Raw genomic sequence first — 19,164 nt, 5'->3', positions numbered from 1 at the left:
CTGGCGAGCCGCGAGTCATCCCCCATGATGCCCGCCCACCGGGCGGCCCGAGGGCCGTAAGGGTGGTATCGGCGAGGGCCTGGGCTTCTCGCTGGCGCACCTGCAGTGGATCGGCACCGCGTTCGCACTGTGCGCGGCGGGTTTCACCCTGTTGTTCGGCCGGGTCGCGGACCTGTTCGGCCGCCGCCGGCTCTTCCTCGGCGGTCTGGTGGTGCTGGGCGCGGCCTCGCTGGTGGGCGGCCTGGCGCAGAACCCGGAGGTGCTGATCACGGCCCGTGTCTTCCAGGGTCTGGCCACCGCGGCGGTGACCCCGGCCGGGCTGTCGCTCATGACGACGTCGTTCCCCGAGGGCCCGCTGCGGGAGAAGGCCCTCGGTCTCAACGGGGCACTGATGTCCGCCGGGTTCACCACCGGAGCGATCCTCGGCGGTCTGCTGACCGACCTGCTGTCCTGGCGCTGGGCATTCTTCATCAACGTCCCCGTCGCCGTCGCCGTGCTGTTCATCGCCCCGACGGTCATCAGGGAGTCCCGGCCGGACGAGCGCCCGAAGCTGGACCTGCCCGGGGCTGTCAGCGTCACGCTCGGCCTGCTGGCCATCGTCCTCGGCCTCACCCAGGCGGGTGAGAAGGGCTGGGGCTCCTCGTCCGCGCTGCTGCCGCCGGCGGCCGGCGTGGTCCTGCTGATCGTCTTCTGGGCCGTCGAACGCAAGGCGGCCGCCCCGCTGGTGCCGCTGAGCGTGCTCGGCAAGCGATCGGTGGCCTGGGGCAATGTCGCCGGTCTGATCGCCTTCCTCACCGAGACCTCCCTGGTCTTCCTGCTGACCCTGTACCTCCAGGAGGTGCTCGGCTTCTCCCCGCTCGCCGCCGGCCTGTCCTTCGGCGTGCTGGGTCTCGGAACGGTCGTCGGCGGCTCGGTCGCCCCGAAGGTCATCGGGAGGATCGGCAGCAAGCAGACGCTGATCGCCGGTGGCATCCTGCAGACCGTGTTCACGGCCGCCCTGCTCGGCCTCGGCGACGGCCGCTCCTGGATGTGGCTGCTGCTCGTGGCCACCTTCGCCGGCGGGGTCGGCAACATGCTCGTCATCGTCGGCTTCATGGTCACCGCCACCTCCGGTCTCGCCGACCACGAGCAGGGCCTGGCCACCGGGCTCGCGACCATGACCCAGCAGATCGGCATCACCATGGGCACGCCGGTCATGAGCGCCGTCGCCACCGCCGCGATGACCGGTACCGGTGCCGCGGCCGTCCTCGGTGGTCTGAAGGTCGCGATCGCGGTGAACGCGGCCCTCGTGCTCGTCGGCACCCTCACCAGCGCCCTGTTCCTGCCCGGCGCCCGGTCGAGCGCGCACTGACTCACGGCGACACGAGTCCCACACCGGCCTGACCGCTCCCGGCGGGGTCGATACCCCGCTCCCCGCGCCCATCGACGACCTGCCCGACGGCCTCGCCATCGCCCCACGCCGGAGGCACCGCTCGGCGCGAACGGATTGGAAGCCTGATCGGTCGGCCTTGTCCGGCCCGGTCGGGGCATCCGCCGTCATGCAGCAACGGACCCGCACGGTGCCTCGATGTCCTGGTGTGAGGGTGTCATGGCGCGCGCTGTTCTGTGGCGGGAGCCGTGCTTCGCCATAGCGTCGCAGGCACCGACGGGCCGACGGTCCCGGCCGTGCCCCCGTGAGCTGTCGGGCGCGGTCCGGCCGGTCGTCCGGTCACCGTCGCCGATCCCTGGGCGGTGACGCATCCGACACGACAAGAGAAGGCACTCCGCACCGTGGCACCCCACTCCAGTACCAGCCGGGCGATCCCGTCCCAGGACGAGCCGGTTCCGAGCCGGTCCTCACATGCCCGTGACCAGCCGGACGGGGCGAACGGCAGGGAGCGGGGCCGGCTCGGTCCCGGCTGGTTCGCGGCAGTCATGGGCAGCGGGATCGTGGCCGTCGCGGCCGTCACCCTGCCGCGCGGCTTCCGCTGGCTCGACGAGGCCGCCACAGTCGTCTGGGCGGGGACCGCACTGCTGCTGATCGTGCTCGCCGGCAGCTACGCCGGACAGCGGACACTGCGGGCGCATACCGGTGATCCGGTACAGGCCCAGTTCTTCGGGGCGCCGCCGGTGGCGCTGCTCACCGTCGGGGCCGGGACGCTGCTGCTCGGCCGACGGCTGATCGGGGAGCGTGCGGCGACGGACGTGGACTGGGTGCTGTGGTCGGCCGGTACGGTGCTGGGTCTTGCCACCACCTGCACGATTCCCTACCTGATGGTCACACGGCACCGTTTCGCACCGGACGCGGCGTTCGGCGGCTGGCTGCTGCCGGTGGTGCCTCCGCTGGTCTCCGCCGCCACGGGCGCGCTGCTCGTCCCGCGGGCACCGGGCGGGCAGGCACGGCTGGCCCTGCTGCTGGGCTGCTACGCGATGCTCGGACTCGGGCTGGTCGCGGTCCTGCTGGTGCTGGCCATGGTCTACAGCCGCCTGGTGCATCACGACGCGCCCAGCGGTGCGGTGGTGCCCACGGTGTGGATCGGCGTGGGGGCGCTGGACCAGGCGGTCACGGCGCTGGGGACGCTGGCCACGGCGGCACCGAGCGCGCTGCCCGCCCCGTACGCGCGCGGGAGTGCGGTCGCGGCGCTCCTGGGCGGACTCGGGATCTGGGGCTTCGCCCTGCTGTGGCTGGTACTGGCCACGGCGCTGACCGTGCGGGAGGTCCGCAAGGGGCTGCCCTTCGCACCCACCTGGTGGTCCTTCATCTTCCCCCTCGGCGCCGCCGTCACCGGCACGAGTGCCCTCGCCGCCCGTACCGGATCACAGCTGTTCGCTTGGATCGCTGTCGTCCTGTACGCCCTGCTCGTCGCCGCCTGGGCGGTGGTCGCCTGGTACTCCCTGCGCCACGCGACCTCCCGGCAGCGTGAGCGCGCCCGACGGTGACGGCGCCGGTGTGCCCCTCCGCATGACGCGGGACACAGCGCCGACCCGCCACGCCGCCGTCCGGCAGGCGGGTTCGCGCTGCACCGGCTCCCGCACCTACGGCAGCATCCGAGGCGACGTCGAGGCAGCGCCCTCCCGGCCGGCCGCCTGCCCCGCCCCGGCGGCGGATCCATGCGCGGTCGTGCGGCGGGGCCGGAGCCTGGCGGCCACCATGGCGGCGAACACCACGGCCCAGAACGCCGCGGCGACCCAGACCTCCCAGCGCCCCGCATTCGTCATCCACGAGGTTCCGGTCGCGCGTCCCAACTCGTGCGTGGTGACCGCGTACATACCGACCGGGAAGACGAGGTTCCACCAGCCGAGCTCGTAGCGCAGCGGAATGTGGCGCAGTGCGTGCAGCCACACCCCCAGTGCCAGCAGGAACGGGATCAGCCAGCTGGAGAACGCCCACAGGACGACGGACGACCCGACGATGAGAGGACGCGACAGCATCGTGCTGCCCGGCGGGAGTGCGATCAGCCGCACACCGGCGAGCACGGAGATCGCCGCCGCTCCCATGAAGATCCAGACGGACGTCATGAGGCCTTCCGGCCGCACCGGCCGGGCCAGCAGCCGGGCCAGGACGATCGCCGCGACCAACGGGTACCGCATCAGCCCGCCGCCCCAGCACACCACCGCCGGCACGGGCAGGTCGATGCGTGCCGGCAGGCTCATGGCGCTGCTCACCGGAAGGCCGATGTCAGGAGATCCTTCTGCTCCAGACCGTGCCTACGGGCGGAGCCGACCGCGGGAGCGGGCGCCTCAGGCCGGCTCACGCATTCCACGAGGCGTCCTGTCAGCCGGTACAGACGCTGCGCGACGAAGGACCACGCCCCCTGGTTCTCCGGCTCTTCCTGCACCCACCGCACGTGCGCGGCCGCAGGGAAGCGGGCGAGTTCCGCCGCGAGCTCCGCCTCGGGGAACGGGTAGAGGCGTTCCACTCGGACGATCGCCGTGCCGGTCGAGCCGGTGTCGTGCCGGTGGGCGTCAAGGTCGTAGGAGACCTTGCCCGAGCACAGCAGCACGCGCCTGACCTGGGCGGGGTCGACCGTGTCGTCCGGCAGGACCGGGCGGAAGCCGCCCTGGGTGAACTCGGGCAGGGCGGAGGTGGCGGCCTTCGAGCGCAGCATCGACTTCGGGGTGAGGACGACCAGCGGCCGTCCGCGGCCGCCCAGTGCCTGCTGCCTGAGCAGATGGAAGTAGTTGCCCGGCAGGGAGGGCATGGCCACGGTCATGTTGTCCTGGGCGCACAGTTGCAGGAAGCGCTCGATCCGGGCGGAGGAGTGGTCCGGGCCCTGGCCCTCCAGTCCGTGCGGCAGCAGCAACGTCACTGCCGAGCGCTGACCCCACTTCTGCTCCGACGACGCGATGTACTCGTCGACGACCGTCTGCGCACCGTTGACGAAGTCCCCGAACTGGGCCTCCCACAGCACCAGGGCCTCGGGGCGGGCCAGCGCGTAGCCGTACTCGAAGGCCAGCGCCGCCAGTTCGGACAGCATCGAGTCGTACGGTGCGAAAGCTGCGGCCCGCGGGCCGAGGGAGTTCAGCGGTGTGTACGCCGCGCCGGTGCCCCGGTCGGTCAGGACGGCGTGGCGCTGGCCGAAGGTGCCGCGCCGCGAGTCCTGCCCGGCCAGTCGCACCGGCACTCCCTCCAGCAGCAGCGAACCGATCGCCAGCATCTCCGCGGTGGCCCAGTCGACCGTGCCCGTCTCGAGCGCAGCCGTACGCCGTTGCAGCTGCGGCAGGACACGCGGGTGCACGGTGAAGCCCTGTGGCAGGTCGCTCTGCGTGGCGATGACCTGCCGGACGGTCGCCTCGTCGACAGCGGTCACCGTGTGGCGGGCCGCGCGCGGGGCGGTCGGCTGTCCCACGCCGTCGGCAGGCACGTCGTGGCCGAAGTGGGGAGCGGGCAACGTCCGGGTCTCGGCGAAGGCCCCCTCCAGGTGGTCCTGGTAGTTGCGGCGGGCCGCCTCCACCTGCCGCTCACCGATGTCCCCACGGGCCACCAGGGCCTGGGCGTACAGCGTGCGCACCGAGGCCCTGGCGTCGATGAGGTCGTACATGACGGGCTGTGTGATGGAGGGGTCGTCGACTTCGCTGTGTCCATGACGCCGGTAGCAGACCAGATCGACCACGACGTCCTTGTGGAACGTCCGGCGGTAGTCGAAGGCGAGCCGCGCGACGCGGTCGACGGCCTCCGGGTCGTCACCGTTGACGTGGAAGATCGGCGCCTCCACCATGCGTGCCACATCGGTGGCGTAGGTGCTGGAGCGGCCGTGGGCAGGCGACGTCGTGAAGCCCACCTGGTTGTTGACCACGACGTGGACCGTCCCGCCCGTGCGGTAGCCGGGCAGCTGCGACATGTTCAGGGTCTCGGCGACCACGCCCTGGCCTGCGAAGGCCGCGTCTCCGTGGACGACGACCGGCAGGACGGACAGCCACCCGCTGTGCGCCTCCGCCACATCCTGCCTGGCGCGCACCACTCCTTGGGCGACCGGTCCCACGATCTCCAGGTGCGAGGGGTTCGCCACGACCGAGACGGCGATCGTGCCGCCGTGCAGGGCACGGTAGGTGCCCTCCGCGCCGAGGTGGTACTTCACGTCCCCCGAACCCTGCACGGACCCGAGGTCCTCCGCGTCCTCGAACTCGCCGAAGATCTGGGCGTAGGACTTGCCGATGATGTTGGCCAGGACGTTGAGCCGGCCGCGGTGCGCCATTCCGATCACAGCTTCTGCGGCACCGTCCTCGATGGCCCCGAGCAGCAGGGAGTCGAGCAGCACGATCGTCGACTCGCCGCCTTCGAGCGAGTACCGCTTGTGACCCACGTACTTGGTCTGCAGGAACGTCTCGAAGGCCTCCGCCGCGCCCAGCCGGTAGAGGATCCGCAGCTGCCGGGCCCGGTCCGGCCGGCCCGGCGCCTTCTCGACGCGCTCCTGGATCCAGCGGCGTTCGCCGGCGTCCTGGATGTGCATGTACTCGAACCCGGCACTGCGGCAGTAGAACTCCCGCAACGCGCCCAGCACTTCGTCGAGCGTCATCGTGGTGCGACCGGCGAACCCGTCCACCACGACGTCCTGCGCCCGGTCCGCGTCATGGAGTCCGAACGCGGTGAGGTCCAGTTCCGGATGGGCGGCGGGCTGTGGCGTGAGCGGGTCCGTGCCGGCCATCAGGTGACCGCGCACGCGGTAGGCGTGGATGAGCGCCGCCACCCGGACGGCCTTGAGTGCCGCCTCGTCGCCGTCCTGGTACTCCGGGCCGGAGTCGGCGTGCGTCGCCCGGACTGCCGATGTACCCGGGGCGGCTGGTACGGGCGGGCGGGCCGCAGCGGCCGGGGCGGCGAAGAAGTCCCGCCACGTCTCCTCGACCGAGCCCGGGTCGCGCAGGTAGCGCTGCCGCTGCTCGTCGACAACCCATGCGTTGAGTCCGAAATCCAGCCCGTGAACCACGGTTCGTGCGGTGTCCGATTGCGAGGCCATGGCGTAGAACGCCTTCTTCCCTGTGTGAAGTCGTACGATCCCGGCGCGGTCCTGACCGGTCGCCCGCCCCACGTGTCACGTGTCCGAGGATCTGGAACCCCGCTGCACGGACCGACCTGTGCGACCACGTCGCGTCCACGACGTTAGATCCGGGAGAGGGCAGGGACGTACAGCCCTCCGGGCCACATCAGCCTCATATCAGGACATCCGCCAGGCGGCAGGCCGCGTGTCCTGATCCGAGGGCTTCATGTCCACCGGCCCGCCATCGGCCTTGCGGAGAACGCGGTTGTGAACGTGTGGCCGCGAGTCCGCGGCCGGTGGACCCACCCCGGGAAGGAAACATGACCGACCGCGATCCGGCGGACACCACACGGCAGCCTCCGTCCATCCTGTGGAGCCTGGGCCTCCTGCACGGCGAGTTGCGGGCCGCGCACGGCCTGTCGCTCCACGACTGCCTCATCCTCGGCGCCCTCGCCGAAGCCGGGGGCAGGCCCGTGCCCGTGACCCGCCTGACGGCGTTCCTCCAGGAATCGGGGACCCGGATGTCCGCTCTCCTGAAGAGCCTGCAGGCGGCCGGACTGATCGACCGCGATCGCCGTGACGGCGATCGCAGGACGGTCGAGGTGACCCTGACCGAGACGGGACGTGCCAGGCTCGCCGACGCCGAGAAGACCGCGCACGTGCGGCTGCGCCGACAGCTCTCCCCCTGACCGATTCACCCTCGACGGTCGCCGGCCACGGTCCAGGAGACCGGTGGACGGAACCCGGGGTCGAACCGCGGGCGGACACCATGCTCCCCTCCCTGGCCGAGCATCCCGTGCCAGCGACCAGGCACACGGGAGTTCCCGCGGCCTCGCGGTCCCTCCCGCAACGGCATGACGGGCGTCGGGCTCGAACGTCCACATCCGAGGGCCCCACGGCCGTTTCTCGGGCCATGGGGTGACACAAGGAGAGCGCTGGAACGGTGGGGCGCGGGATCGCGCGCCCCGGAACCTCGACAGGAGGCAGCGGCTTGACAGAGAACTGGGCGGTCCCCGGCCCGGCCGGGACCGATCACGAGCAGTTGCGGGCGTTCGATGAGCCGGGGGCCGCGTCGGCAGGACGGCCCGCCCTGCGCGAGCCCTTCTTCGACCGGCCTGCTCTCGAGGTGGCTCCCGGACTGCTGGGGGCTCTCGTGGTCTCGCGCTCGCAGCACGGCGTGACGGCCGTGCGTATCACCGAGGTGGAGGCGTACGAGGGACCGGACGATCCGGCCTCGCACGCGTTCCGGGGCCCGAACCGGACCAATCAAGCGGAGTTCGGGGCGCCGGGGACCTTCTATGTGTACCGGACGCACGCGGTGCATCGGTGCCTGAACACCGTGTGCGGACCGGGGCGGCGTCCCGCTTCGGTGCTGCTCCGGGCCGGCACCGTCGTGGAGGGGAGGGACATGGCGCAAGAACGCCGGGGGCCTCGGGTGCGGGCGCGCGACCTGGCGCGTGGCCCGGCCAACCTCGCCCGGGCGTTGGGCATCGCCGATCTGCGCCATGACGGGCAGTCGGCCTGCGACGCGGCTGCCGAGTTGTTCCTCGCGGAGCCCGCCGGGGACGTCCCACCCGCGCGGGTCGGCCGAGGGCCGCGGACGGGGGTGGGCGGTCCTGCTGCTTCGTACCCCTGGCGCTTCTGGATCCTGGGCGAGCCGAGCGTCAGCCCCTATCGGGCGCACCCGGGGGCCCGCCGACGGATGAGGGCGGAGGACTGACCCCTCCCGGACCTCCCGGGACACTGCAGGCGCTCCAAGCCCCCCGGAACGGCCCGGCCCCGCTCTCCCGAACTGCCGCTCCGCCAGGACGCACGGGGCGCGCACACGATCGGTACCGCCCACATCACACGCGCAGACAGGACGACACGCATGACCGCAAACGACCATCTCGACCTCTGCAAGCCACAACTCGTCGTCATCCCGTGCGGCAGCCGCAAACTCGGCGTGCCCGCACGCTCGGCAGACATGTACGTCGGCTCCTACCACCGGGCATGCCGCAAGGCGGCCGACGCACTGCAACCCGACCGGCTGCTCATTCTCTCCGCACGCCACGGACTCCTCGAACTGGACGACGTCATCGAGCCGTACGACACACCCCATGGCGCTGCCGACGCGGTGACGAGCCAGGTCCTTCTGGAGCAGGCGACCGTGCGTGACATCGTCGGCCTTGACCCCGTGGTCGCCCTCGGCGGTGCACGACACATCAGCCTCGTGCGCTCCGTCTGGCCCCACGTCTACACGCCGCTGGCCGGAGCACGCGGTATGGGTGAGCAGATGGCCCGGCTTGCAGCATTGCGCGAGAATCGGGACCACCTCTGACATGACGCCACGTGTGGCGGCCGCCAGGCCGCCGGTCCTCGGCGCCCGAGGCGACGCAGCACGTCTGCCGACGTGACCGAGCCATGCGAACGACCGCTGATGCACACAAGACGCATGCGCTGCGGCTCCTGCCACAACCAGCACACACAGAGGCGAAAACACCGTCGGCAACCTCCGAGGCGGCTATTCCGTCATCGCGACCGCACTGCGACCCGGCTGCGGTCCGACGCGCTTTTCCTTTACGGCTTCGACAGAGCTCGCCCGGAGAAACGAACCAGACTCTCGTCCAGTTCTTTCCGAAATCGAAAAGAGTCCGCGCAAGGTGATCGAATCACACCGCCAGGGTCTACGGTTCGTCAATTTCCTCCCATGGCAGGGCAGTTAATCAATTGCTCGGAGTTGGCGAACGTGCCGATGCTCACAGCCCTCTCACAGTGCATAAGGGGCTTGAAGCCCGTAGGTACCGAAATCCAGAGGCACGACTTTGACATCGACCGCACTCGATGCCCTGCCACCGTCTCCCGAGCCCCCTGAGGACCGGGCCCTCTTCCGCTCCGCGGCGGCCGCGTCGCCCCGCACCCTCGTCGATGTCCTGCAGGCCACCGCCGCCCTGCACCCGGACGCACCCGCCCTGGACACCGGCGCCGAGGTGTTGTCGTACCTCGAACTGCGCGCCGAGGCCCACCGACGGGGCCGACACCTCACCGAGCTGGGAATCGGCCCCGGCGACCGGGTCGGTATTCGTGTGCCGTCGGGTGGCGCCGAGCTGTATCTGTCGATCCTCGCCGTACTGCACTGCGGTGCGGCCTATGTCCCGGTCGACGCCGACGATCCCGAGGAGCGCGCCGCCACGGTGTTCCGCGAGGCCGGCGTGTGCCACGTCCTGGGGCCGCACCCGCAGCCGGCCGACCTCGCCCCGCCGTCCGGAGCGTTGGCGGGAACCGTGCCCGCTCCCGGGGACGACGCGTGGATCATCTTCACGTCCGGCTCGACCGGTGCGCCCAAGGGCGTGGCCGTCACCCACCGTTCCGCCGCCGCCTTCGTGGACGCCGAGGCCGCGTTGTTCCTGCGCGGCCGTCCGCTCGGCCCCGGCGACCGGGTGCTGGCGGGGCTGTCCGTCGCCTTCGACGCCTCCTGCGAGGAGATGTGGCTGGCATGGCGTTCCGGCGCCTGCCTGGTGCCGGCCGAACGGTCCCTGGTACGGGCCGGCCACGAGTTGGGCCCCTGGCTGACGCGGCGTGGGATCACCGTCGTCTCCACCGTCCCCACGCTGCTGGCCATGTGGCCCCAGGAGGCGCTGGCCCAGGTGCGGTTGCTGATCCTCGGCGGCGAGGCATGCCCTCCCGGTCTCGTCGACCGGTTCGCCCGCCCCGGGCGGGAGATGTGGAACACTTACGGCCCCACGGAGACCACCGTCGTGGCCTGCGCCGCCCTGCTGACGCCCGGGCAGCCGGTGCGCATCGGACTGCCGCTGGCCGGCTGGGAGTTGGCGGTGGTGGACGAGACCGGGCAACCGGTGGCCTACGGCGAGCAGGGCGAACTGGTCATCGCCGGCGCCGGAACCGCGCGCTACCTCGACCCCGTCAAGGACACGGAGCGCTTCAGGCCGTGCCCGGCGCTGGACTCGCCGCGCGCCTACCGCTCGGGCGACCTGGTGCGCGCCGACGCCGAGGGACTGGTCTTCCTCGGACGCGTGGACGACCAGATCAAGCTCGGCGGACGCCGTGTCGAACTCGGCGAGATCGACGCGGCCCTCCTCGCTCTGCCGGGCGTGCGCGGGGCAGCCGCGGCCGTGCAGTCGACCGCGGCCGGTGCCCAGGTACTGGTCGGCTACGTCATCCCGCAGCAGGCCGCCGAGGGCCGCTCCGCCTTCGAGCCCGCCAAGGCCAGGGCACTGCTGAGCGAGCGGCTGCCCGCACCGCTGGTACCGGTCCTGGCCGAGGTGACGGACCTGCCCACCCGGGCGTCCGGCAAGGTCGACCGGAAGGCGCTGCCCTGGCCGGTGCCCCTGGCCGACGCCGACGACGACGGCGCCGCGCAGCACCTGCACGGGACGGCCGCACGGCTGGCGGACGTCTGGGAGCAACTGCTGGGCCTGCGGCCCGGCCCCGACAGCCATTTCGTGGCTCTCGGCGGCAGCAGCCTCACCGCCGCCCGGATGGCCTCGATGCTGCGCGAGGACCACCCGGGTCTCTCCGTCGCCGACCTCTACCGACACCCCGTGCTCCAGAGCATGGCGGACCACCTCGACTCCCTGACCGGCTCCGTGCGGGAGTTACGCCCCGTCCGGCCGGTACCGCGGCGGACCGCTGTCGTCCAGTTCCTCGTCACCCAGGCCGGTTACGGCATCACCGGGCTGCGCGGCCTGGTCGGCCTCGCGGCGGTGGACAACGTGCTCGGCTGGATCGCCCCGCACCGCTGGGCCCCGCACACGTCGTGGTGGCTGGTCCTGGTGGGCTGGGCGGTGCTGTTCAGCGCGCCGCTGCGCTGCCTGATCGGCGCGGTCCTCGCCCGTACGCTGGCCGGCTCGATCATCCCGGGAGAGTATCCGCGCGGCGGACGTGTCCATCTGCGGCTGTGGACCGCGGAACGGGCGGTGGCCGCGTTCGGTGTTCCCGCCCTGCTCGGCACCCCGTGGGCCGCGCTGTACGCCCGGACCCTCGGCTGCCGGACCGGGCGCGACATACGGCTTCACACCATGCCCCCGGTGACAGGCCTGGCCGAACTGGGCGACGGTTGCAGCGTCGAGCCCGAGGCGGACATCGCGGGCTGGTGGCTCGACGGCGACCGGCTGCACATCGGCACCGTCACCGTCGGGGCGGGCGCCCGGGTGGGCCACCGCAGCACACTGCTGCCGGGCGCCGTGCTGGGACGCGGCGCGGAACTCACCGCCGGGAGCTGTCTCGACGGCCGGGTCCCCGACGGCCAGGTATGGACCGGTTCGCCGGCCCGGCCGGCCGAGCCCGCCGAACGCCTCGCGGGCGTCGGCTGGCCCGCACGGCCGGCGGTCCGCTCGCGCGGCCGGCACCTGGCCTACGCGCTGTGCCTCGGCCTGCTGCCCCTGCTGTCGCTGCTCTCGGCGGCCCCGGCACTGCTCGTCACCTGGCTGCTGGTGCGCCACACGCCGACGCTGCCGGGCGCGGCCGGGCATCTGCTCGTCGCCGCGCCGTTGCTCGCGGTCCTGACCATGGTGTGCGGGGCGCTGGTCACCGCGGTCGCCGTGCGTCTGCTGAGCCGCTCGATCAAGCCCGGTGTGCACCACGCGGACGGGGGCGTGGCCCTGCGGGCGTGGCTGGTGACCCGGCTGGTCGACGGTGCCCGCGGCAGCCTGTTCCCCCTCTACGCGAGTCTGGCCACGCCGTACTGGCTGCGGCTGCTCGGCGCCCGCGTCGGCCGCGGTACCGAGATCTCCACCGTGCTGCCGCTGCCGTCCCTGCTCCAGGTGGACGACGGGGCCTTCCTGGCGGACGACACGCTCGTCGCACCGTTCGAACTGCGCGACGGATGGATGCGGTTGGGACCCGTGCGGATCGGGGCGCGCGCGTTCGTGGGGAACTCGGGGATCGTCGCACCCGGCCGTGACGTCCCCGACCGGGCACTCGTGGGTGTGCTCTCCGACGCACCGGCCCACGGCGGGCCGGGCATGTCCTGGATCGGCCGGCCCGTGATGCCGCTGCCGCGCGTGGCCGACAGCACCGACCCCGCGCGGACGTTCGCCCCGCGCCGACGGCTGGTGGCGGCCCGCGCGGCCGTGGAGCTGTGCCGGCTGCTGCCCGTGATCCTCGGCACGCTCCTCGCCGAGGGCGTGTTCCTCACCGAGCAGGACGCCCTGGACCGCGGCGGGCTTCCCCTTGCCGCACTGGTCGGCGCCCCTCTGCTGCTTGCCGCGTCCGTGCTGGCATGTCTGACCACGACCGGCGCCAAGTGGCTGCTCGTGGGGCGCTTCCGGGCGGTCGAACGACCCCTGTGGTCGTCGTTCGTGTGGCGCAACGAATTGTTCGACACGTTCGTGGAGACGCTGGCCGTGCCCTGGGGCGCGGGCGCGCACCTCGGCACGCCCGCGCTGAACTGGTGGCTGCGCTCGCTCGGCGCGCGTGTCGGCCGGGGGGTGTGGTGCGACACGTACTGGCTGCCGGAGACCGACCTGGTCAGCCTCGGCGACGGGGTCAGCGTCAACCGCGGATGCGTCCTGCAGACCCATCTGTTCCACGACCGGATCATGCGGATGGACGCCGTACGCCTGGCCGCCGGAGCGTCTCTCGGCCCGCACAGCATCGCCCTGCCCGGCACCACGATCGGCGCCGGCGCGTCCGTCGCCGCGGCCTCCCTCGTGATGCGCGGTGAGACGGTGCCCGACGGCACACGCTGGGCCGGCAACCCCATCGCCGGTGTCTCCGAGGCCGACGGCGTGGCCCGCTTCGGGGAGGGCGAGGCGGCATGACGTGGTGCAGCCGACGCGCGCTGATCCGCGGCGCGGCGCTCGCCCCGCTCGCGGTGACGGCCATGGACAGTCCGCCCCGGCAGGCCGAACGCTACTTCGCGGGCCATGGCACCCACGATCACCGCACCGTCGCCTACGACCTGCGGCTGACCTACGACCCGGTCGCCGCGACGCTCGACGGCCGGGCGCACATCCGCGCGGTGGCCGAGCGGACACTAGGTCAGGTGAACCTCGACCTCGCCGGGCTGAGCGTGCGCGACGCCCGGGTCGACGGGGTGTCCGTGCGCCCGCGCCGCACGGGACGCAAGCTGGTCCTGCCCGCACCGCGCCCGATCGGGGCGGGCACGCCGTTCACCCTGGAGATCGGCTACGGCGGCCGGCCGGGCCCGGTGCGCACCCCGTTCGGCCTCATCGGCTGGGACCGCACCGGCGACCCGCACGACGGCACCCTGGTGGCCGCCCAGCCGCTCGGCGCGCCGTCGTGGTTCCCGTGCAACGACCGGCCGGACGACAAGGCCGAGTTCACCTTCCGGGTGACCGTGCCACGCGGCCACCAGGTGCTCGCCAACGGCACGCTGCTGGAGCACAGCAGCACGGGGACGACCGAGTGCTGGACGTATCACCACCCCGGGCCGATGGCTCCCTATCTGGCCGCGCTGTACACCGGCCGCTTCAACCACCGGACCTGGCGGGCCCGCGACACCGCGACCGGCCGCCTGGTCACCGGCCGCGACGCGTACCCCACCCGTCTCTCCCGGCAGGCCGGGTACGACCTGGCCCGCCAGCCCGAGATGTTCGAGACGTTCACGGGCTGGTTCGGTGCGTATCCCTTCGAGACGTACGGCGCGGTCGTGGTGGACGCCGACCTGGACGAGCCCGTCGAGAACCAGACCGCGTCCGTCTTCGGCCGCAACCACATCGACGGCGGCCGGACCTGGGAGACGCTCGTCGCCCATGAACTCGTCCACCAGTGGTTCGGCAACAGCGTGAGCCTGCGGGACTGGCGGGACATCTGGCTCAACGAGGGCTTCGCCACCTACGGGGAGTGGCTGTGGTCGGAGCACATCCGCGAGGACTCGGCAGACACCATCGCCAGGGCGGCCTGGCACACGCTGGCGCGGAAACGGGACGGCCTGCGGATCGCCGACCCCGGACCGGACCACATGTTCGACGACCGCGTCTACACCCGCGGCGCGTGCACCCTGCACGCGCTGCGGCTGGCAGCGGGCGACGAACGGTTCTTCGCGATGCTGCGCGGCTGGCACCACGCCCACCGCGGCAGGAGCGCCGACACCGCGACCTTCATCGCCCACGCCGGACGCTCCATGCCCGCGACGGTCGAGCCGCTGCTGCACGCCTGGCTCTATGACGACCGCCTCCCACCACTGCCGCCGGCCATGCCCTGACGCCCCGGCGCGGCTCTGAGGCCGACGTTCTCCCTGTCGGGCGCCGGCCTTCAGCGAGGCTGCGCCCTCACTCCCCGAGTACCAGTCGCTCCAGCGCCGCCCGTGCCCGCGCGTCGGACTGTGCACGGGCCGCGATCGCCACCGCGAGCTCCCGTACCCACTCGTCGAGCGCCACCGGGCGCCGCGAGAGCACCACGCCGCGGACCTCCTTGCACACCTCGCCCGTGGGCTGCCCGCCCTTGAGGTCGAGCACGAGACGCTGCTCGCCGAGGAAGACCTCGAGCCGGTCGACGCGGCCGGCGCGGCCCGAGAGCCGATCGGCCATGCTCCGCTTGCGCTCGACGACGACGGAACCCGGCGGCAGCGCCTCCGAGAGTGTCACGGTGACCACCTGGGCGTAGACGTCCAGATCGGCGGCGTCCCTGCGCAGCGCGGCCGTCAGCAGGTCGATGGAGTCCGATGCGCCGTCGGGCTCGAACGGGACGGGGTCGGGTGGCGAGGTCATCGCGGGGCCTCTCGTGGTGTGCGGTTGGTCCGAGTCTGCTGGGCCGGACGCTCAGCCGTCCAGGCTGAGCACCATCGTCGGTCGCTCGATGACGTGGTCCTCGCGCAGCGGCCGTACGGCCGTGCCGATCGCGAAGAACTCGGTGGTGTGACCGCCCCAGCGGTGGTTGTGCGCGTTGAGCTGTACGCCGACGACACCCTCCGCCCGCAGTTCCTCCGCCTCGTGCTGCATCCGCGCCATCGCCAGCTCCCGCGCGTCGTACAGCGCCTGCGTGAACTGCTCGATCTCCACGTTCTTGCCGATGTTGGAGAACATCTGTCCCATCTTCTGGTGGGCGATGTGGTAGACGCAGGTGCCCATCACCATGCCCAGCGGGGCGTAGCCGGCGCGGATGAGCGTCCAGAAGTCCTGACCGTTGAGGTCCGAGGTGAACGGCTGGCCCTTGAGGTTGCGCCAGCTGCCGCCGTTGCCGCCCGGCGCCGGGTGATCGGCCTTGACCGCGGTGCCGATCGCGATGAACTCCGCGACGTCGTTGCCGAATTCACGGGCCTCGACGCTCAGCCGCACGCCGACGATACCGTCCGCGCCCAGTTGGGCCGCCTCCGCCTCCATGCGGGTCATCGCCAGCTCACGGGCGTGGTACATCGCCTGGCTGAGCGTCGTCAGCTCCTGGTTCTTGCCCCAGCGGCCCAGCTGGATGCCCACGTGGTAGATCGAGCTGCCCAGGACGAGGCCGATGGGCCGGAATCCCGCCTCGCGCACCAGCAGGAACTCGTTGACCGACAGGTCGCTGGTGAAGATCGAACCCGGCTTGCCCGGCTGCAGCTCGGCCAGCCGCCGCATCGCGTCGGCCGGCACGCCCTGGGCGGACATCCCGTCAGGGCTGCCATCGGCGGGGTTGAAGACGCTCATGAACGGGTTCCCCTCATCGTATGTCGGTGGCGGTGCGACGCATGATCCGCCGGCGTCGTTCGGGGTCGAGCGGCATCACGGTGAGTGTGCGGGGCGATTGCTCGCGGACCGTGAAGCGGGCGACGGTGGTACCCAGCAACGTCGCCTCGGCCACATGGTCCCGCTGGTCGTCGTTGCTCCTGCGCATGCACGACTCGCCCCAGATGCGCAGGCCGCCCGCGGAGAGGATCACGCCGTCGCCGCCGCGCCGCCCCGTCTGCGCCCGCAGGTGCGCACGGGCGTCGGAGCGCACGGCCTGGACGAGCTCGCTCCAACCGCCGACCTCGGTGTTGTTCCACGAGCGCGCCTGTGAGCGGACGCGGTAGTCGTCGTGGCGTACGCCGACGGACATCCCGTACAGCAGCTCCACCGGGACCCATCCCGCGGTCACCAGCTTCGCGAACCCCTGGCCGTCGAGGTGGCAGGTGAACGGCTGCGGCGCCCGTACCGTCCCGGCCGCGCGCACCGCGGTCCCGATCACCTTGAACTCCAGGCAGTTGGCCTGCGCCACGAAGGGCGCCACGGTCAACTGCGCGGCGACGACGCCGTCGCCGCCGAGAGCCGAGCACTCGGCGGTCATCCGGTCGAGGGCCGAACGACGCGCCCGGTCGAGCACCTCGACGAGCCCGGCGGACGGGGCACCGTGTCCGGAGAGGGCGACGGGCGCCGGGGCGCTGCTGAAGGCGTACTGCACGCCCCCGTAAAGACAGTCGTGATAGCCCCAGTACCGGCCGCTGCGGCCCACGTGGTACACGGCCGAGCCCATGACCTGGCCCACCGGCTCGAACCCCACGGCGCGCAGTGCGGCGAACTCCCCCGTGGAGAGCGCCGAGGACCACGTGCCGCTGTCCCGTACCTCCGCGATGCGCGCCGCTGCCGCCGGGGGCAGCCCCGCTCCCGCCCAGTCCCCGCTCATGGACACCAACTCCCCGCTTCATGCCCGGCCCGAGGCACAGCGGCTCAAGTGTATGCCCGGCCGCCGGATCGACCTGGGTGAGGCCGACGCCGCGGAGCCCGGCGGCATCGGCGGTGGCGGCCCGTTCACCGGCGGGTCGGTTCCGGCCGCGCAGGTCACCGATCCGTCCGAGCCCGGCCACGCCGTGGAAGACCGGACCGGGACCCCCTCTGCCACCAGGCCGAACGCCCGCTCGTTCAAGGTTCGGCATGGTTCGGCAACGGCTGATGCAACCTTTGAGCATGCTGTGTGCCCGGTGCGTACCGCGAGTGGATCCGCCCTGCCGCGCGATCGGGTTGACCGCCCCTCCGCCACGCCGAGAAGGGTCCGCACCATCACGACCGTCGTGCGCCCGCGCGACCGTGGGTCACTCCCACGGAAGGACGCACAGTGAGGAGCAGCTCAGTGGCCCGCAAGAACCTGACACAGTCATCGCGTGCTTCACGGCGGGAACACGCCCTACGCCTGAAGCGGTCGAAGATGTCACTCGCCCTCCTCGGCGGGCCGGTCGTTCTCGCCGTCGTCGCGGGTTCGGTGTTCGCGGCGGAAGGCCACGACCAGCACCGCCCGCAAGGGAACCAGGCAGCCGCCGCGCGGCCCGAGGCGGCCGGCCAACCCGACCCGAACTGCACCCTGTTGGTGCCGGGCAACCCGCTCACCGCCAGAGGACTGGCCACGCCGTACAGACTCGTCGCGACCGATCCGGCACAGGGCCCCTGCCACGAAGCCGACCCCGACCAGTCGGCGTTCGTGGAGGCCGCGATCGTCACCCCGAACGGCAAGCTGACCGTCTACAACCCGTTGGTGATCGACAAGGGAACGAGGCCGGCTGCGCGCCCCGCCAAGGCCTCGGTGCCGCGCGGCTCGACCGTGGGCATCTGGTTCGGTTTCAACAACGCCAATCTGACCCTGCGGACAAGTGGTCGTACGAACGGCCTCGCGCAGGGCAAGTGCGTCAACGGCCTGCCGGGATCGATCTTCGGTCAGTTCGCGTACTGCAACGCACCGGCCTTCTTCCGGGCGGCCAACGCGCAGATCGCCAGGAAGCACCTCAGGATTCCGGCGCTCGGCACCGCCAAGGACGGCCTGCCCTGCCCGACCACACGGGACTTCTCCGTCGTGGACCAGGACGGAAGCGACAACGTGGTGACCCACTACCTCGCGGACGGGCGCGGCCGGATCGCCCAGAACAACGCCGCGAGCAGGGCCGCACTCGCGAAGGCCGCCCGGCTGGACAACCGCGGCGACCGACACCACCGGCCCTACGGCAAGGCCAAGTCGGCGGCCGCCTATACCCCCAGGGACCTGGCCAACGGCAGCGACAACCTGTTGCTGACCCAGTTCATGGACCCTGCTCTTGGCTGCAAGCCGTTCACCGCGCGCGACCAGTCCGGCGACGGCCGGGCCACGTCCGCCCTCGCGTTGGACGAACTGTCCGCCGCGGCAGGCCAGAAGGCGCCGATCGCGCTGGTCCCGCAGAACGACCCGATGACACTCGTCGACGGCCGTGGCAGCGTCGCGAAGACCAACGCGTACCGCATCGGAGTCAACATGCCCGCGGTCGGTGCCGGCGCCGACAGTGGTGACGGTGCGGCCTTCTGCACCACCCTCTTCCGCGACCCGGCCGGCATCCAGCGCGTCTTCAGGGACAAGGCACTCTTCGAGAAGGCGCCCTCGCCGGACACGGGCGTGGCACCGAACCTCTTCGGTTTCCTCGCCTCACGTGCCAACCAGACGTTCATCAACCTGGGCTGCGATCAACTGCTCGGCGCCGCCGACCCGGTCACCCTCACCACGAACGCGGACGGAACGGTCGCCGACGCGATACTGACAGCGCTCGGCCAGACACCTCCCCCGTCCGCGTCACCGAGCACCCCGTCGTCCGGCACAAGCAACAGTCCGGCCACCGCCACGGCCACCGCCACCGCCACCGGCACCGCCACCGGCACCGCCACCGCCACCGCCCGACCCACCGCGCCGACCAGTGCCCCCACGTCCCCGAAGGCACAGCGGTCCCATGGAGACCACCGCCACAGTTCCTGACAGTCACACCGGTCCCCGCGTCGCCCGGCCGGACAACTCGTCACCGGCCGGCGACCCAACGCCAACTCGTCGCCCGGTCACCCAAGTT

12 protein-coding genes and 1 pseudogene are annotated in these 19,164 nt (G+C 72.1%); 8 read left to right on the top strand and 5 right to left on the bottom strand.

Going from position 1 to position 19,164, the window contains the following annotated elements; translation table 11 throughout:
* Positions 1-67: 67 nt before the first annotated feature.
* Both ACIRR9_RS40625 and ACIRR9_RS40620 read left to right on the top strand, forming a co-directional pair.
* Positions 68-1,351 (top strand): annotated as a pseudogene (locus tag ACIRR9_RS40625) (MFS transporter); the annotation flags it as partial.
* 419 nt (positions 1,352-1,770) lie between these two features.
* Positions 1,771-2,919 carry a TDT family transporter gene (locus ACIRR9_RS40620; protein ID WP_403763039.1) on the top strand — a complete coding sequence of 383 codons (1,149 nt, stop codon included), beginning with the start codon at positions 1,771-1,773 and terminating at the stop codon, positions 2,917-2,919.
* A gap of 96 nt (positions 2,920-3,015) precedes the next feature.
* Here the strand turns inward: ACIRR9_RS40620 and ACIRR9_RS40615 are convergent, their stop codons facing one another.
* On the bottom strand, positions 3,016-3,633 hold the full coding sequence (locus tag ACIRR9_RS40615; RefSeq protein WP_403763036.1) for a hypothetical protein: 618 nt from the start codon (positions 3,631-3,633) through the stop codon (positions 3,016-3,018).
* Between the two features lie 8 nt (positions 3,634-3,641).
* Complete coding sequence (locus tag ACIRR9_RS40610) at positions 3,642-6,434, bottom strand: multifunctional oxoglutarate decarboxylase/oxoglutarate dehydrogenase thiamine pyrophosphate-binding subunit/dihydrolipoyllysine-residue succinyltransferase subunit (RefSeq protein ID WP_403763034.1); 2,793 nt, start codon at positions 6,432-6,434, stop codon at positions 3,642-3,644.
* 341 nt (positions 6,435-6,775) lie between these two features.
* On the opposite strand from ACIRR9_RS40610, the gene ACIRR9_RS40605 reads away from it, so the two are divergent.
* The 5 genes from ACIRR9_RS40605 (at position 6,776) to ACIRR9_RS40585 (ending at position 14,622) form a co-directional block, all read left to right on the top strand.
* A complete protein-coding gene (locus ACIRR9_RS40605) occupies positions 6,776-7,144 on the top strand; it encodes a MarR family transcriptional regulator (protein ID WP_403763031.1) in 369 nt (122 codons plus the stop codon).
* A gap of 302 nt (positions 7,145-7,446) precedes the next feature.
* Positions 7,447-8,175 carry a DNA-3-methyladenine glycosylase gene (locus tag ACIRR9_RS40600; protein WP_403763028.1) on the top strand — a complete coding sequence of 243 codons (729 nt, stop codon included), beginning with the start codon at positions 7,447-7,449 and terminating at the stop codon, positions 8,173-8,175.
* Between the two features lie 150 nt (positions 8,176-8,325).
* Positions 8,326-8,775 carry a DUF6884 domain-containing protein gene (locus tag ACIRR9_RS40595; RefSeq protein WP_403763025.1) on the top strand — a complete coding sequence of 150 codons (450 nt, stop codon included), beginning with the start codon at positions 8,326-8,328 and terminating at the stop codon, positions 8,773-8,775.
* A gap of 484 nt (positions 8,776-9,259) precedes the next feature.
* The gene (locus ACIRR9_RS40590) at positions 9,260-13,216 is read left to right on the top strand and encodes a Pls/PosA family non-ribosomal peptide synthetase (protein ID WP_403763022.1); all 3,957 of its coding nucleotides are present in this window, start codon (positions 9,260-9,262) and stop codon (positions 13,214-13,216) included.
* The gene (locus ACIRR9_RS40585) at positions 13,213-14,622 is read left to right on the top strand and encodes a M1 family metallopeptidase (protein WP_403763019.1); all 1,410 of its coding nucleotides are present in this window, start codon (positions 13,213-13,215) and stop codon (positions 14,620-14,622) included. The genes ACIRR9_RS40590 and ACIRR9_RS40585 overlap by 4 nt, the downstream gene beginning before the upstream one ends.
* A gap of 67 nt (positions 14,623-14,689) precedes the next feature.
* On the opposite strand, the gene ACIRR9_RS40580 is transcribed toward ACIRR9_RS40585, so the two are convergent.
* The 3 genes from ACIRR9_RS40580 to ACIRR9_RS40570 are packed head-to-tail and all read right to left on the bottom strand — an operon-like array spanning position 14,690 to position 16,994.
* Positions 14,690-15,127: a hypothetical protein gene (locus ACIRR9_RS40580; RefSeq protein ID WP_403763016.1), complete on the bottom strand. Its 438-nt coding sequence runs from the start codon at positions 15,125-15,127 to the stop codon at positions 14,690-14,692.
* Between the two features lie 51 nt (positions 15,128-15,178).
* The gene (locus ACIRR9_RS40575) at positions 15,179-16,039 is read right to left on the bottom strand and encodes a heavy metal-binding domain-containing protein (RefSeq protein WP_260328524.1); all 861 of its coding nucleotides are present in this window, start codon (positions 16,037-16,039) and stop codon (positions 15,179-15,181) included.
* Positions 16,040-16,052: 13 nt separating this feature from the next.
* The gene (locus tag ACIRR9_RS40570; protein ID WP_403763012.1) at positions 16,053-16,994 is read right to left on the bottom strand and encodes a heavy metal-binding domain-containing protein; all 942 of its coding nucleotides are present in this window, start codon (positions 16,992-16,994) and stop codon (positions 16,053-16,055) included.
* A 519-nt stretch (positions 16,995-17,513) separates the two neighbouring features.
* On the opposite strand from ACIRR9_RS40570, the gene ACIRR9_RS40565 reads away from it, so the two are divergent.
* Positions 17,514-19,076 carry a hypothetical protein gene (locus tag ACIRR9_RS40565; RefSeq protein ID WP_403763009.1) on the top strand — a complete coding sequence of 521 codons (1,563 nt, stop codon included), beginning with the start codon at positions 17,514-17,516 and terminating at the stop codon, positions 19,074-19,076.
* The last annotated feature ends 88 nt before the right edge of the window (positions 19,077-19,164 follow it).

Origin of the sequence: Streptomyces sp. NPDC101234 (assembly GCF_044767525.1) — a bacterium.
Lineage (GTDB): Bacteria > Actinomycetota > Actinomycetes > Streptomycetales > Streptomycetaceae > Streptomyces > Streptomyces sasae.
The sequence above is the reverse complement of the archived record's forward strand: the minus strand, read 5'-3'. Positions and strand labels throughout refer to the sequence as shown.